The 17,160-nt window shown below is 52.2% G+C and carries 8 protein-coding genes; 7 read left to right on the top strand and 1 reads right to left on the bottom strand.

The genetic code is table 11. The features are described from left to right. Positions 1 to 927: hypothetical protein (locus ACJROR_RS00725; RefSeq protein ID WP_406545428.1), on the bottom strand; the 927-nt coding region annotated here is incomplete at its 3' end. Between the two features lie 1,785 nt (positions 928 to 2,712). Here ACJROR_RS00725 and gltB point away from each other — a divergent pair. The 7 genes from gltB to ACJROR_RS00690 all read left to right on the top strand — a co-directional run bounded on the left by gltB (position 2,713) and on the right by ACJROR_RS00690 (position 16,916). Continuing rightward, a complete protein-coding gene (gltB, locus tag ACJROR_RS00720; protein WP_406545427.1) occupies positions 2,713 to 7,281 on the top strand; it encodes a glutamate synthase large subunit in 4,569 nt (1,522 codons plus the stop codon). 47 nt (positions 7,282 to 7,328) lie between these two features. Then, complete coding sequence (locus tag ACJROR_RS00715; RefSeq protein ID WP_406545426.1) at positions 7,329 to 8,792, top strand: glutamate synthase subunit beta; 1,464 nt, start codon at positions 7,329 to 7,331, stop codon at positions 8,790 to 8,792. A 77-nt stretch (positions 8,793 to 8,869) separates the two neighbouring features. Further along, positions 8,870 to 10,972 (top strand): glutamine synthetase III, encoded by a 2,103-nt coding sequence (locus ACJROR_RS00710; protein ID WP_406545425.1) that lies wholly within the window; start codon positions 8,870 to 8,872, stop codon positions 10,970 to 10,972. 202 nt (positions 10,973 to 11,174) lie between these two features. Further along, a complete protein-coding gene (asnB, locus tag ACJROR_RS00705) occupies positions 11,175 to 12,764 on the top strand; it encodes an asparagine synthase B (protein WP_406545424.1) in 1,590 nt (529 codons plus the stop codon). A gap of 463 nt (positions 12,765 to 13,227) precedes the next feature. After that, a complete protein-coding gene (dapF, locus tag ACJROR_RS00700) occupies positions 13,228 to 14,079 on the top strand; it encodes a diaminopimelate epimerase (RefSeq protein WP_406545423.1) in 852 nt (283 codons plus the stop codon). A 273-nt stretch (positions 14,080 to 14,352) separates the two neighbouring features. Next, a complete protein-coding gene (locus ACJROR_RS00695; protein WP_406545422.1) occupies positions 14,353 to 15,567 on the top strand; it encodes an LL-diaminopimelate aminotransferase in 1,215 nt (404 codons plus the stop codon). Positions 15,568 to 16,019: 452 nt separating this feature from the next. Further along, positions 16,020 to 16,916 (top strand): LysR family transcriptional regulator, encoded by an 897-nt coding sequence (locus ACJROR_RS00690; RefSeq protein WP_406042951.1) that lies wholly within the window; start codon positions 16,020 to 16,022, stop codon positions 16,914 to 16,916. Positions 16,917 to 17,160 lie beyond the last annotated feature (244 nt).

Here is a 17,160-nt window from a genome sequence, read left to right as displayed (position 1 = left end):
AACACTGATACGCTGAATATCGTCATTCTTTCCCTGGGCAATTAACTTTTGCAAAAGCAACGAAAATTTAGCATTTGCTTCCTCACGACCTTCCTCACGGCCTTTCTCAAGACCTTCCTCAAGGCCTTCCTCCCGGCCTTCCTCCCGGCCTTCCTCCCGGCCTTCCTCCTTAAACAGCGCCATAGTTCTGGCCTCATCATATTCTGTGATGCACATCTTGGTCACCTCCGCCTTATGTTCCAATAGAAACGGCTTAATTAAAGAATCTTCCGGTAATGTATCAATTGCTAAACCGACAACTCGCTTCATCATCATTTTAGGGTTCTGAGCACGAATTTGCCGCATTCCATGAACAAACAGCGAGTAATCTCTAAGCGGCAAACAGGCATTTAACAGATCCTTATTCTTTCCGTAGTTTACGTTGATCATCCTGACAGTTATGGCAATATCAGATTTCGTGTCTTTCGGGAATGCATCCTGAAGATGCAGCTCTGTTACATCTTCATATTCATCTTTGCCGTTGTAAAAACAAACCAGTCTCGGAGCCGGAAACCTCTGCTGCTTCAAACTATACATATTGATGCGAGGCTCAGCGTTGACCGCATAAGCAGAATACACCATCCCTGCATAAATCAGAAACCTCATGGGCATGTTGGGGTTGTAGGTACTCTGCGCTTCATAGAAATTCATGGTATCGGCAATAAGGAATGAAACGTCATTCTTCATATTCATGTAGATAACATCTTCCAGAGTTGTTATCTTAATGGCCTCCGGATCTGTGTACGAAGATCCGTTTACAGCATTGAAAAGGGAAAGCAACCAATCCTTATGCACCGGATTTCCAAAAATGAATTTGAAAAGCCTGTCTTTGTATTCCCGGTTTACGTTCAGTTTCTTCTTGCGACTCAAACTCTTTTTGGTATTCATGATTCTCAGTAATCTCCTACAGCACCGCTTACTGATATGTCATCAGACATACTATAATATAACAACGGCAAAAAGTCAATAAAGATGTTTAAACGAATAAAAATCAGTCTAAGACTTATTTTACAGTAATAAATAATTATGGTCAATACATAACTGGCATTCAAGGGCAAACAGTGGCGAATTTCAGCGATTGACACTGCTCTGAGCATATTTGAGCGAAGAATGTTCTCAAAGCCAACGCATTTTTCGGCATCTTGAAGAATCTAAAACAGTGGCCCTCCCATCTAACGCCATCGCAGCTTCCCCTGACTCACCACCCAGTCTCCAGCTGAATAGTCAGGCCGGACGCCATAAAAACGGCATAAACTGCCTATTTCTTTGGTCTCTGTGCCACTTGTCTGCTATGTTCACTGTTCTTTGCATTCTCTTCATAACATCCTCTAGATATCACATCCTTTGGGCACCGTATCCTATCGTCATCGCATTCTCTCCGGGACTATATCGGCAGAGTTCAGGAGAAAAGCCGGTAACCAGGGACACCGAGGTTTATCACTGCAAGGAAGAAAAGACCAGGCTCGGGTTATTCCAAGGGGCTCTCGTCATTCCGGGGCGTGTTCCCCTTATCCCCTTGCATATGCCCGTCATCATGCCCAGCACTCCCAGAAAACGCCGGCGACCACAATGAGGTTTTCAATTTCCCGGGGCTCAGAATAAAAGCGGAGAGCATAACTCTTCATACCGGGGATTAAGGTTTTCCCGGAATTGCATGTTGATCAGAAATTCCGCTTAAAGGATGACAAAATGCACCGCTGTCCTCGGGGCAGCTTCTCAGTGACATTAAGAATGCAGCCCCTATGCGTTTCCCCCTCGCAGCGGACTCAGTTTTTACCGCAAGCCTGTTTTTCAGGAGCAGTATGACTGAGAGGCAGAGACCGGAACAACAGGAGCCGGAGAAGTCTATTTTCCGGCAGCGCGGCAACGGGGCAGTGTTGCAGAGAAGCATTCTACCGCACTCTCCTCCCAGGTCCGGCAGGCAGTCCGGTATATGGCATATCTCTGACATAGCCAGCCAATGCAATCAATACCGGCAGGTACAAGGGGCAAGGTTCCGCAGAATAATAATTAAGAAGGGAAGACGCCTGTGGCGCTTCCCGGTTAATAATTAAAGGGGCGCTGCCCCTTTACCCCGAAAACCGCCTCGTGTTACACAAAACTGAAGCACATGGCCGTCTCTTAAGGCTGGAATAACGGATATTCTCAGATGTCTGATGCCGGTGTCTACTGCCTGTACCCGCTGCAGGCGCCTCCGGTATGTTATCAGAAATAGATTCCCTGACATCCCCGGCAGGAGCCCGCAATCTCTACCTTCGGCAGGGACGGAACTCTTAGCGGCGGGTTTTCGGAAACGTCACTTGTAACTGTCCCTGATAATTCCCGGCAAATGTTTCTGCAAATGTCCCTGTAAATCACCCAGGGCAAATTCCCCGCAATTACCGAAGTTTACTGCGTTTCAGGCACCACGCATCCGGCTTATCATACCTTCAGGGTATCGTTATGTTGTTGTTATAGTATTTTATTTATGTTTGACGGAGATCTAAAATCCCCGCAGATGATTTGAAAAGAGCACAGTTCTTAAGGAATGTCATGATTACGTAGTAAACATCATGGTTAAGGACATTATTAAGAACTTTGTTTCTGAAACGGGATACAGACAATCCCGAAATAAATACCTTATCGAAAGATTTAATTTAACTTTGCTCTTATATGCGCAATGGAGTTAACAACATGTATGCACACGAAAACGATTATTGCAGAAGCATGAATCAGGCATTACCGGCTGAGCATGACGCCTGCGGTATCGGAATGGTCGTTAACATAGACGGCAGAAAAGAATATCGGACTCTCGATGATGCGCTGTCTATCGTGGAAAAGCTGGAGCACCGGGCCGGCAAGGACGCAGCCGGAGAGGTAGGCGACGGTGTCGGCATTCTGCTCCAGATATCTCACAGCTTCTTTAAGAAGGCCGCTCTTGATGCGGGCATCACCGTGGGAGAAGCCGGAGATTACGGCATCGGCATGTTCTTCCTGCCGCAGGATCTCAGAAAAAGAACCCTGGCCATGAGATTTTTCCAGGTGAACTGCGAAAAGAACGGCTTAAAGATTCTGGGCTGGCGCGAGGTTCCCGTCAATCCGGAAATCCTGGGCAAAAAGGCCCTGGACTGCATGCCCTACATCGGACAGTGCTTCATTGAAAGACCCCTGGATTGCGCCAGAGGCATCGATTTCGACCGCCGGCTTTATGTCTGCAGACGGGAATTTGAACAAAGCGCCGAGGATACCTATATTAACTCCCTGTCCTCCAGAACCATCGTTTACAAGGGCATGTTCCTGGTAGGTCAGCTGCGCCGCTTCTATGCTGACTTGCAGAGCAGAGATTACGAAACCGCCATTGCCATGGTGCATTCCCGGTTCTCCACCAATACCACCCCGTCATGGGAACGGGCACATCCGTACCGTCTCATTGCCCATAACGGCGAGATCAACACCATCCGCGGCAACCATGACCGCATGCTGGCAAGAGAAGAAACCCTGCATACCCCCTGGCTGGACGAATATGCGGACAAGACCTTCCCGGTAATCCACGCTTCCGGTTCCGATTCCGCCATGCTGGATAACACCCTGGAATTCTTTATGATGAACGGCGTGCCTCTTCCCCTGGCCGTGATGATGATGATCCCGGAGCCCTGGAAAAACGATCCCTACATGGATCATGAGAAGAAGGATTTCTATCACTACTACGCCACCATGATGGAGCCCTGGGACGGCCCGGCCGCCATCCTGTTCACCGATGGCGAAATCGCCGGCGCCACCCTGGATCGCAACGGTCTCCGTCCTTCCAGATATTACATTACCGATGACAACAGGCTGATTTTATCCTCTGAAGTCGGCGTGCTGGACATTGATCCGGCTCATATCGTTAAGAAGTCCCGTTTGCAGCCCGGCAAGATCCTGCTTATCAACACCAATGAGGGCCGTCTGGTTCTGGATGAAGAGTGCAAGGAGCTCTACGCTAAGAAGTATCCCTACGGCGAATGGCTGTCCCTGAATCTTTTGCAGCTATCCGAAATCAAGATCCCCAACAAGAAGATCCCCACCCACAGTCAGGAAATGCGGGATCGCCTGTACCGGGTATTCGGCTACACCTATGAGGATGTGAAGGAGCAGATCCTCCCCATGGCCTCCAACGCCACCGAAGCCACCGCTTCCATGGGACATGACATTCCGCTGGCCGTGCTGTCTGAAAAGCATCAGCTCCTGTTTTCCTACTTTAAGCAGCTCTTTGCCCAGGTAACCAACCCGCCTATTGATTCCATCCGGGAAGAGATTGTTACCGATACCTCCGTTTATGTGGGTTCGGACGGCAATCTCCTGGAGCCCTGCGGGGAAAACTGCCGGGTGCTGCAGATCAACAACCCCATTCTCACCGGCGTTGACTTGCTCAAAATCAAGTCTCTGGATCGGGAAGGCTTCAAGAGCGGCGTGGTATCGATTCTTTACTACAAGAACACTTCCCTGGAAAAGGCCATCTCCCGGCTCATCGTCAATGTGGATCGCCTCTGCAGCAAGGGCGTGAACATCGTGATCCTTTCTGACCGCGGAATTGATGAGAACCATGTGCCCATCCCGTCTCTTCTGGCCGTTTCCGCAGTGGAGCAGCATCTCGTGGAAACCAAGAAGCGCACCGCTGTCTCTCTGATCCTGGAAAGCGGCGAACCCCGGGATGTGCATCAGATGGCAACCCTCCTGGGCTTCGGCGCCCGGGCCATCAATCCTTACCTGGCCCATGAATGCATTTCCGAGCTTATCGACAAGGGCATTCTGGACAAGGATTACCATACCGCCATTCAGGATTTCAACTCCGCAGTATTGCACGGCATTGTGAAGACCGCAGCCAAGATGGGCATTTCCACCCTGCAGTCCTATCAGTCAGCCAAGATTTTCGAGGCGGTGGGCATTTCAAAGAACGTTATCGACAAGTACTTTACCGGCATCACCAGCAGAGTGGGCGGCATTGATTTGGATCAGATTTCCGAGGGTATTCTCTTCCGGCACGACCATGCCTTTGACCCCATGGGCCTTTCTGTGGACACCAGCCTGGACAGCACCGGCTTCCACGGCCTCAGAAGCGGCGAGGACAAGGAGGATCACCTCTACAATCCTCAGACCATTATAGCCCTGCAAAGCGCGGTCAGAGCCGGCAGCTATGCCATGTTCAAGGAATACTCGGCCATTGTGGATAACGAGAAGCCCCATACCCTGAGAGGTCTTATTGATTTCGTCAGGAGCGAGCATCCCATCCCCATCGAAGAGGTGGAGCCGGTTTCCGAGATCGTGAAGCGCTTTAAGACCGGCGCCATGTCCTATGGCTCCATCTCCAAGGAAGCTCATGAAACCCTGGCCATTGCCATGAACCGTCTGGGCGGCAAGTCCAACACCGGCGAAGGCGGCGAGGATCCGGCCCGCTTCGGCACGGAAAAGAACAGCAAGATCAAGCAGGTGGCATCAGGCAGATTCGGCGTAACCAGCGAATACCTGAATAACGCCGAGGAAATTCAGATCAAGATGGCCCAGGGAGCCAAGCCCGGCGAAGGCGGTCACCTCCCCGGCAAGAAGGTTTACCCGTGGATTGCGGAAAGAAGATATTCCACCCCTGGTGTTTCATTGATATCTCCTCCGCCGCACCATGACATTTATTCCATTGAGGATCTGGCGCAGCTGATTTATGACCTTAAGAACGCCAACCGCAAGGCCCGGATATCCGTCAAGCTGGTATCGGAAGCCGGCGTGGGCACCATTGCCTGCGGCGTGGCCAAGGCCGGAGCTCAGGTAATTCTGATATCCGGTTACGACGGCGGCACGGGCGCGGCTCCGGCAAGCTCCATTCACAATGCCGGTCTCCCCTGGGAACTGGGTCTTACGGAAGCGCACCACTCCCTTATTGAAAACGGACTCCGGGGCAGAGTGGTCATTGAGGCGGACGGCAAGCTTATGAGCGGCCGGGATGTGGCCATAGCCGCCCTTCTGGGCGCCGAGGAATTCGGTTTTGCCACTGCTCCTCTGGTATCCATGGGCTGCATGATGATGCGGGTCTGCAACAAGGACACCTGTCCGGTGGGCATCGCCTGTCAGAATGAGACCCTCCGGAAGCGCTTCAGCGGGAAGCCGGAATACGTCATGAACTTCATGACCTTCATTGCCGAAGAGCTCCGGGAAATCATGGCCTCCCTGGGCATCAGAACCGTGGAGGAAATGGTGGGCAGAACCGATCTCCTGAAGATCAAGGACAAGCAGATCACCAAGAGAGCCGAGATGGTCAATATGAACCTTATTCTGGACAGATCCTACGCTCACGCCAAGGAGAGTCATTTCATCCCTGAGGAGGTTTATGACTTCAAGCTGGAAAACACCGTGGACGAAAGGATCTTCCTCCCGAAATTCAATGCCTGGAACGGGGAAGGCTCGTTAGTTATCGATGATGTGCAGATCTCCAGCACCGATCGCAGTCTGGGCACCATCCTGGGATCCTGCGTAACTGCAAAGTACGGCACATCCCTTAATGATGACAGCATTCAGATCTCCCTGAACGGCGGCGGCGGCCAGAGCTTCGGGGCCTTTATTCCCAAGGGACTTACTCTGAAGCTCACGGGAGATGCCAATGACGGCTTCGGCAAGGGCCTCTCCGGCGGCAAGCTTATCGTGGTACCTCCTGCGGAGGCAACATTTGAGGCATTCGAGAACGTCATTGCGGGCAACGTTGCCCTGTACGGCGCCACCTCAGGCACAGCCTATATCAGCGGCATCGCCGGCGAACGGTTCATGGTAAGAAATTCCGGAGCCACCGGGGTATGCGAGGGCTGCGGCGATCACGGTCTTGAATACATGACCGGCGGAAGAGCGGTGATCTTAGGCGAAGTCGGCAAAAACTTCGCTGCGGGCATGAGCGGCGGCATTGCCTACGTTCTCGACCAGAATCACAGTCTTTACCTGAGAACCAACAAGTCTTTGATTGAGATGACCGGGTTAAAGGATCCTGACAAGAAGGAGCTCCGGGAAATTCTGGAGGATTACGAAAGGAGCACCGGATCTCAGAGAGCCGCGGAGATCTTAAGTGATTTTGAAGCCTGGGTTCCCCTCTTCAAGAAGATTATTCCTATTGATTACAAGAACATGCTTACCTTAATCGGCAAGTACGAGGAACAGGGCATCCGTCATGAACAGGCTGTTTACGAAGCCTTTAAGGATGTGGCCTCCGGATCTTCGGAAGCTGTGGCGCGGAAGATCAGGAACGCCTGAGCAGGACAAGGCAGGGAATAAACAAGGAATACAGAAAGGTAACGAATATGGGCAAGGCTACGGGTTTTCTCGAATTTGAGCGCTGCGAGGACGCATGGGTTCCCGCAGAAACCAGAATCAAGGATTTTAACGAGTTTCATACGCATCTCTCTGAAGAGGCCAGAAAGTGCCAGGCCGGAAGATGCATGGCATGCGGCGTCCCCATGTGCCAGTCAGCTCTCCGTCTTAAGGGCATGGTAACCGGCTGTCCGCTCCACAACCTGATCCCGGAATGGAATGACGAGATCTGGAGCGGCCACTACGAGCACGCGCTGTCCCGGCTTCTTAAGACCAGCAATTTTCCGGAGTTCACGGGGCGCGTCTGTCCGGCTCTGTGCGAAAAGGCCTGCATTAACGGCATGAACGGATCTCCGGTGACTATTCATGACAACGAGCTCTTCTTGATTGAGAAGGGGTTTTCGGAAGGCTGGATGAAGCCCCGGGTTCCCGCTCTCAGAAGCGGCAAGAAGGTTGCGGTTGTGGGCTCCGGCCCTGCCGGACTTGCCGTGGCCGATCAGCTCAATCACCGCGGACACTCAGTTACGGTGTTTGAGAGGGAGGACGAGATCGGAGGTCTCCTTATGTACGGCATTCCCAACATGAAGCTGGACAAGAAGGTAATTGTACGGCGCCGGAAGCTTATGGAAGCCGAGGGCGTAACCTTTAAGACCGGCTGCGATATCGGGAAGGACATTTCCTTTGCAGAACTTAAGGAACAGTTTGATGCAGTGGCCCTGTGCTGCGGCGCCAAGAAGCCCAGAGATCTGAACCTGGAAAACCGCGAAAGCTGCCGGGAAATTCACTTTGCCGTGGATTTTCTGAAGTCGGCTACCCGGGATCTCTTAAGCGGCTCCCCGGACTGGACTATCAGCGCCAGAGATTTAAACGTGGTGATTGTGGGCGGCGGCGACACCGGAAATGACTGTCTCGGCACCTGCATAAGACAGGGAGCCAAGAACGTAGTGCAGCTCGAAATGCTGCCTAAGCCCCCGGTGGAAAGAGCTCCGGACAATCCCTGGCCGGAGTGGCCGAAGGTCTTGAAGACCGATTACGGCCAGCAGGAAGCCATCGCGGTATTCGGCGCCGATCCCCGGGTTTATGAAACCACGGTAAAGGAGCTCGTCCTTGAAGAAGGAAAGCTTAAGGCCATCAAGACGGTGCAGGTTAAGTTTGAAAACCGCGCTTTGACTGAGATTCCCGACACCGTAAAGGAAATCCCCTGCGATCTTCTCATAATCGCCGCCGGGTTCCTGGGCTGCGAGGATTACGTTGCAAATGACAGCAGCGTTGATCTCACGAAGCGGAATACCGTGGCGACTCAGGAGAACTCCTATGAAACCTCCGTTCCCGGAGTATTCACCGCCGGCGACATGCACCGCGGCCAGTCTCTGGTGGTATGGGCGATTTCAGAGGGCCGGCACTGCGCTGCGGAGATCGATAAGTTTTTAATGGGGTATACCTCATTAACGTAAGAGGCTCAGACGGGCGGCATAAAAGATTTTCAGGATGTATTGGCTGTAAATTTTCGGACTAAATTACGAGGTTAATTATGACTAAAGAGACTGTTCCCGAATATTTTGGGTGTATGGTATTCGATGATCGCGTTATGCGTTCTGTTCTTACCAGCGATGTTTACGCATCACTCAGAAAGACCATCGAAGTGGGTGCCAAATTAGAAGTTGGCTTAGCTGATTCCGTGGCCAAGGCCATGCGGGACTGGGCGGTGGAAAACGGCGCCACTCACTTCACCCACTGGTTTCAGCCCCTTACCGGCATCACCGCTGAAAAGCACGATTCCTTCATTGAGCCTTCTCCGGACGGCGGGGTGATCATGGAATTCTCCGGAAAGGAACTCATTCAGGGCGAACCTGATGCGTCCTCCTTCCCCACCGGCGGCATCAGAGCCACCTTCGAGGCCAGAGGCTACACCACTTGGGATCCTACCTCCTACGCCTTCATCAAGGATCAGACTCTCTGCATCCCCACCGCATTCTGCTCCTACGGCGGCGAAGCTCTGGACAAGAAGACTCCCCTGCTCCGTTCCATGGAAGCTCTTAACCGTCAGGCTCTGAGAATTCTGAAGCTCTTCGGCAACGATCAGGTGAAGCACGTTCATACTTCAGTAGGCCCGGAGCAGGAATACTTCCTCATCTCCAAGGAAATGTACGATAAGAGACCGGATCTCCAGTACACCGGCAGAACTCTGTTCGGTTCCAAGCCTCCCAAGGGACAGGAAATGGACGATCACTACTTTGGCGTCATTAAGCCCAAGGTAAAGGAATTCATGGCCGACCTGGACAAGGAGCTCTGGAAGCTGGGCATCCTGGCCAAGACCGAGCATAACGAGGTGTCCCCGGCCCAGCACGAACTGGCTCCCATCTATGCCACCACCAATCTGGCCTGCGATCAGAATCAGCTCATGATGGAGATCATGCAGAAGGTAGCCGCCCGTCACGGCATGGTATGTCTGCTTCATGAAAAGCCCTTTGCCGGCGTCAACGGCAGCGGCAAGCATAACAACTGGTCTATCTCCACGGATACCGGCCACAATCTGCTGTCCCCCGGCGACACTCCGGCTGAAAACGCGCAGTTCCTCCTGTTCCTCTGCGCCGTAATCAAGGCCGTGGATGACTATCAGGATCTCCTGAGACTTTCCGTAGCCACTGCCGGCAACGACCACAGACTGGGCGCCAACGAGGCTCCTCCGGCCATCATCTCCATCTTCCTGGGGGATGAGCTTAACGCCATCCTGGAAGCCATTGAGTCTGATACCCCGTATCACGACAAGGAAAAGAAGCTGATTAAGCTGGGCGTTGACGTGCTGCCGCGCTTTGCCCGGGATACCACCGACAGAAACCGCACCTCCCCGTTCGCCTTTACCGGGAATAAGTTCGAGTTCCGCAGCCTGGGTTCCTCCAACAGCATCGCCTGCGCCAACATGATGCTGAACAGCGCCGTGGCAGAGTCTCTTAAGATCTATGCCGACAGACTGGAACAGGCCGAAGACTTCGAAAAGGCTCTTCATGACATGATTAAGAAGACTATTCATGATCATAAGAGAATCATCTTCAACGGCAACGGCTATGACGCTGCCTGGGTCAAGGAAGCCACCGAAGTAAGAAAGCTTCTGAACTACCCCACCACCCCGGACTGCATGCCGCACCTCCTGGATGAAAAGAACGTGAAGATGCTGACCTCTCATAAGGTGTTTAACGAAGCCGAGCTCCATTCCAGATGCGAGATCATGCTGGAAAACTACTGCAAGCAGGTGTGGATCGAAGTAAACACCGAGCTGATGATGGCCCGCCGCATGATTCTCCCGGCAATTTCCGGCTATGCTGACAAGCTTTCAGGCACCGCCGAGAAGAAGAAGGCTCTTAACGGCTCTCTGGAATGCAAGTACGAGAAGTCCATTGTGGACACCCTTTCCAATCTGGCCGATCTCATCTTTATGAAGGCCGAGGAGCTGGAAAAGGCTGCCGAAAGCATTAACGGCACCGAGGATATCATCAGGGAAAGCCAGCTTATCCGCGATGAAATTCTTCCGAAGATGCAGGATCTCCGCAGTCTCGCTGACAAGGCCGAGCTCTATGTGGCAAGAGATTACTGGCCGCTCCCGTCCTATGGCGAAATGCTGTTCTCGGTGAAGTAAACCGTTGCGGCAGGGAAACCGTCCGGCGAAGTAAACCGGCTCGGCAAGGAAAAGTCTGTTTTCTTCCGATAAGCGAAATAAGCAGCGGAAGAAACAGCAGAAAAAGCATTGGGAATTTGAGGCGCGGGGAATCGCTGCCCGGGAAAGCAGACCCGGGGCGTCAGACGCTGAATCAAATTCCCATATTTTTGAGGGATTCTATATGTGTTGTATATTTTCAGTTTGCGGCCCTTCCCTGGATCTTGAAGAGCTGAAAAAAGCCATGCTGAAAAGCGTGTCCCGGGGCCCGGATGACGCCAGAGCCATCAAGGCCGGCGACGGCCTTATGGGCTTTCAGCGGCTTTCCATCATGGGACTCACTCCCGAAGGCATGCAGCCCTTTGAGCTCAAGGGAAGCTATTGCGTGTGCAACGGCGAGATCTACGGCTTTGCCAAAATCAAAAAGGAGCTCATAAAGCTGGGTTATCAGTTTGCGAGCGACAGCGACTGCGAGGTGCTCCTCCCCATGTACCAGGAGTATGGCGTAAAAATGTTCGCCATGCTGGACGCCGAGTTTGCCTGCGTCATTTATGATGCAAAGAATAACAAGTGGATCGCCGCCCGGGATCCCATCGGGATTCGGCCTTTGTATTACGGCTATACCAAGGCTCATGACATCGTATTTGCCAGCGAGCCCAAGTGCCTCACGGATCTTACCGAGGGGAAGATTTTCCCGTTCCCGCCGGGACACTATTATGAAGACGGCAAATTTGTAAGCTACTCAGATATCGCCAGGCCGGATGAAAGCCTCCGGGATCAGGAGCTTGACACCGTATGCGCCAAAATCAGGGATCTCCTTATTGCCGGAGTGGAAAAGCGCCTCGTGGCCGATGCCAAGGTGGGCTTCCTCCTTTCCGGAGGGCTGGATTCCTCTCTCGTGTGCAGCATTGCCGCAAGAAAGAGCGAGCATCCCATTAAGACCTTTGCCATCGGCATGAGAGAGGACGCCATTGACCTCAAATACGCCAAGCAGACCGCCGAGTACCTGAAGGCCGATCATACCGAGGTCATTATTACCAGAGACGATGTGATAAACTCTCTGGAGCATGTCATCTATCTTCTCGGCACCTATGATATCACCACCATCCGGGCCAGCATGGGCATGTACCTTCTTTGCAAGGCCATACATGAAAACACCGACTTAAGAGTGATTCTCACCGGTGAGGTTTCGGATGAGCTTTTCGGGTACAAGTACACCGATTTTGCGCCCTCTGCTGATGCGTTCCAGAAGGAAGCGGAAAAGCGGGTCAGAGAGCTTCACATGTACGATGTGCTCCGGGCAGACAGATGCATTTCGGCAAACTCCTTAGAAGCAAGGGTTCCCTTCGGAGATCTGGATTTCGTGCATTACGTGATGTCCATTGATCCCGAGATGAAGCTTAACCGCTATAACAAGGGCAAATACCTTCTCCGTCATGCCTTTGAAGGCCTTGACTATCTCCCTCCGGAAATTCTCTGGCGGGAAAAGGCGGCGTTTTCCGATGCGGTAGGCCACTCCATGGTGGATCACCTCAAGGCTTATGCGGAAGAGCAGTATGATGCGCAGGAGTTTGAGGAAAAACGCCGGAAATATGAGCACGCCATGCCTTTTACCAAAGAATCGTTGCTGTATCGGGAAATTTTTGAAAAATATTACCCGGGGCAGTCTCACATGATCGCGGACTTCTGGATGCCCAACAAGGAATGGGAAGGCTGCAATGTGAACGATCCCTCGGCCCGGGTGTTATCTAACTACGGAAACAGCGGGAAGTAACAGCTGGAAATAACTGAAACCGGGACTGGAAATCACAGCAGCAGGCAATAACAGGGAAAGGCAATAACAGAAGCGGAAAACTGCAGAAGCCGGGAAATAACAGAAACGGAAAATAACAGAAGGAGGCAATAACAGAAGCGGGAAATATCAGAAAAAACGGCAAATGATAATCTCTGCCGCGGTAATCTGAGCCTTTCCTTCTTGCAGGATCTGAGGCCGGCCCCCGGGATAACACGGGCTTCCGGGGCGCCCGGGCTTTCAGATACGGGATAACTGATTACATCTGTAATTGCTTACAGAACCCCTGAACCGGAAATGCGGTGATACAGTGATACAGTTCCACCGCTATGCTGTGATGCTGTAACGCTGCGGCAACGCTGTGAATTGCGCTGCCCGGACACCGGACAACCCTGGGGACCCCCAAAGGAAAAGCCATTAAAAAGCTATACAAGAGACGACAAATATGAAATTTACCAAGATGCAGGGCTGCGGAAACGACTATGTTTATGTCAACGGAGCCGAGGTGAACTTTTCTCCGGAAAAGAAATCCGAGATTGCGAAAAAGCTCTCCGACCGGCATTTCGGAGTGGGCGGGGACGGGGTGATTTTTATAAATCCCTCCCAGGAAGCCGATTTTGAGATGGAAATGTACAATGCCGACGGCAGCAGAGGCGAGATGTGCGGAAACGGCATGCGCTGCGTGGCCGTGTACGTTTACTGCAAAGGCTTAACTGACAAAAAGGAATTTAACGTTGTTTCCGCCGGCAAACTCAAAAAAATCCGGCTGGATGTCGACGAATCAAGTCCGGAAAGAAAAGTTAACAGCGTTTCCGTTGACATGGGGCTCCCCATTCTGGAAGCGGCGGACGTCCCTGTATTAAGCGACAAAAAGACAGTGGTTAATGAGCCTATTGAAGTTGCGGGAAAGGTTTATCATCATACCTGCGTCTCCATGGGAAATCCTCATGCCGTCATCTATGTGGCTGATACGGATAACTTCCCTCTGGAAAGCTTAGGCCCCCTTTTTGAAAACCATCCCTCCTTCCCGAAGCGGGTGAACACGGAGTTCATTCAGATCATTGATCGTAAGAATGTCAAAATGCGCGTCTGGGAACGGGGCACCGGGGAAACCCTGGCCTGCGGCACCGGAGCCTGCGCCACGGCAGTAGCCGGGGTTCTTAACGGCTGCACCGACAATGAAATCACGGTTCATTTGCTGGGCGGCAAGTTAAAAATCCGCTGGGACGGCCCGGGGCATCCCGTGTATATGACCGGCCCTGCCGAATTCGTCTTTGAAGGCGAGGTGGCAGTGTAAAGCGCCGGGAGAAGGCCGGGAAACCGCGGGGAAACGGCAGAAAACAGGACTAACCGGCTGGGAAACAGCCGGGAAATAGCAGAAAAAGCCGGCCGGAAAACTCCGGTTAATGGCAGAAACAGCCGGCCGGAAAATGGCCAGTTAATGGCAGAAGCAGCAGCCCCGGGACAGCAGGCCTGAAATAGCAGACCTGAAAAATCCGGCCGGGAAAAGTTTAAGGAATAATTAAGGGACTATTTAAGAATAGTTAACAAGGATAAGGGCGGAATCAACATGGCAGCGATAAATGAAAATTACCTCAATTTGCAGGGATCCTATCTTTTTCAGACAGTGGCGCGGAAGGTGCGGGAATTTGAAGCCGCCAATCCGGAGGCCAAGCTTATCAAGCTCGGCATCGGCGACGTTACCCAGCCCATTGCTCCTGCGGTATTGGAGGCCATGCACAAGGCAGTGGATGAAATGGGGGATGCCGGTACCTTCCGGGGCTATGCTCCGGATCTCGGCTATGACTTTCTGAGAACGGCCATTGTCGAAAACGAGTATAAGAAGAGAGGCATCGATATTGAAGCGGATGAAATCTTTGTCTCTGACGGCGCCAAGAGCGACTGCTCCAATATTCAGGAAATCTTCGCTCAGAATGACCAGGTGGCCGTCTGCGATCCTGTTTATCCGGTATATGTGGATTCCAATGTCATGGCCGGACGGTCAGGCGCCTTTGATCCCGAAAAGAAGCTCTACAGCAAGCTGATTTACATGCCCTGCACCGAGGCAAACGGGTTTGTCCCGGATTTTCCGGAAACGAAGCCGGATCTGATTTACCTGTGTTTTCCGAACAACCCCACCGGTGTTGCCATTACCAAGGACAGGCTGCAGGCATGGGTAGACTATGCCCTGAAGGTCGGCGCGGTCATTCTGTATGACGCCGCCTATGAAGCCTATATCAGCGATGACGCCCTGCCCCATAGCATCTATGAATGCAGCGGCGCGGAATACTGCGCCATTGAGTTCAGATCGTTTTCCAAAAAGGCCGGCTTTACCGGTTTAAGACTGGGCTTTACCGTGATCTCCAAGAAGCTTAAGCTGCACGATAAGTCTGTGCATGCTCTGTGGGCCAGAAGACACGGCACCAAGTACAACGGGGCTCCGTACATTATCCAGAGAGCGGGAGAAGCGGTTTATTCCGAGGAGGGAGCTCAGCAGATACAGGCCCAGATCGCCACCTATATGAATAATGCCCGGTATCTTAAGACATCTCTTCATGATGCCGGCTACACCGTTTACGGCGGAGAAAACGCGCCCTACATCTGGTTAAAGACTCCTGACGGATTGTCGAGCTGGGACTTCTTTGATCTTCTTCTTAACAAGGTCGGCATCGTGGGCACTCCTGGTTCGGGCTTCGGGCCTAACGGAGAAGGATTCTTCAGACTCACCGCTTTTGGGACTTATGAAAACAGCGTGGAAGCAATAAGAAGAATTAAGACTCTGTAGCTCTGCTGCTGCAAAAGGCGAGCTGGCAGCGTATGTATGCACTGACTGCGCTGACTGCGCAGAAACGCAAAGGCGCGCTTACAGGAACCGGATGCTCTGACAAGGAAATCTGCGCTGCCAGAAATGCTGGCTGACAGATAAAGCAGTGCTGATTTTTACTTAAATTCCCCGCCCGGAAATACCCGGCTGCGGGGAAATTTCCAAAGCCTTCATGTTATGCGCTCCTTAGGAGGATTCAGCAAAGGCCCCTTCCGAAAAATCCTGTTACGCATTGATTCCCCTGGCTTCCAGCCTCCTTTACCGGCCTTGCCGCCCTCTCTTGCCTGCGTCCTCTGTTTTCCGGTATTTACCGCCGTCTCGTCCTTATCCCCGTATTCTGTTCTCAGCATCAGGTTCTGCCTTCCAAAATGCTATAATTGCGTGGCAGCAGGGAAAACAGAAAGGCGGCACTTATGGATCTAAGACACATTCGCTATTTTATAACGGCAGCAGAAGAGCTTAATATCACCAGAGCCGCAGAAAAGCTCCATTTGTCCCAGCCCCCGCTAAGCAGAGCTCTTATGGAGCTTGAGGATGAGCTGGGCTGCGTTCTCTTTATCAGAGGCAAGCGGCATCTCACATTGACTGCCGAAGGTCTGGCTTTTAAGAGAAGAGGAGAGCAGCTGTTAACCCTGGTGGACATGACCAAGGCGGAAATATCCGAAATGCAAAACGGCATCAGCGGCACGCTTTATATCGGTCATGTTGACAGCAACGGCCCCACTCTGGTGGCGGAGTGGATCGAATCCTTTAAAAAGCTCTATCCCAATGTGACGTACAACCTGTGGTGCGGCAATGTGGATGATTTAACAGATCGTCTGAAGGCCGGCCTTATAGATCTTGCGATTACCATGACTCCCACCAATACCGATTTGCTGGACGGGTTTAAGGTGTTTTCAGAAAACTGGGTGGCCATTATTCCGGCAAATGATCCCCTTGGGAAATCAAAAAAGGAATACATCACCCTGGAGGAGCTTATCGATAACGATCTCATCATCTCTTCGAGACGTTCCCGGGAAACTGAAATAAGAAGCTGGTTCAAGGATTTTAAAAAGCAGCCCCGCTTTATCGTTAAAACCGCCCACTCCTCCAATGCCGCCAAGCTGGTCACGCGAGAGCTGGGCATTGCCCTTTTCCCGGCCTCTGTTGCCAAGAACATCTCATCAGGAGCCAATGTTACGATCAAGGAAATAACGCCCTCGATAAATGTAGACTACTTGCTCTCCTGGGACAATGAGAGACACCCCAATGCTCTGGCAACAAAGTTTATCACCCACATAAAGGAGATGTACGCCGTAAGCGAAAGCTGATTATGGCCTGATTGGAAGGCAGATTAAGGGGCGGGCAAATCACCGCTGAGGCATCTTGGTGCGACTTCTTCTGTTTCTCGAGAGAAAGGTTGGGCTTTTCCGGCAGTTATCCGCTGCCGCTGGCAGAACCGCCCGGCCCTGCCGCTGATTGAATCCGGCGTCTTTTTTCAGTTTTAGGGAAAGGAGAGCCTGGCAAAACCATGTTGAGGGGAAGACTCGCCTTGATCTGATTACTTTATCCGGC

Source organism: Succinimonas sp. (assembly GCF_045225735.1).
GTDB lineage: Bacteria > Pseudomonadota > Gammaproteobacteria > Enterobacterales > Succinivibrionaceae > Succinimonas.
This window is presented reverse-complemented; position numbering and strand designations above follow the sequence as displayed.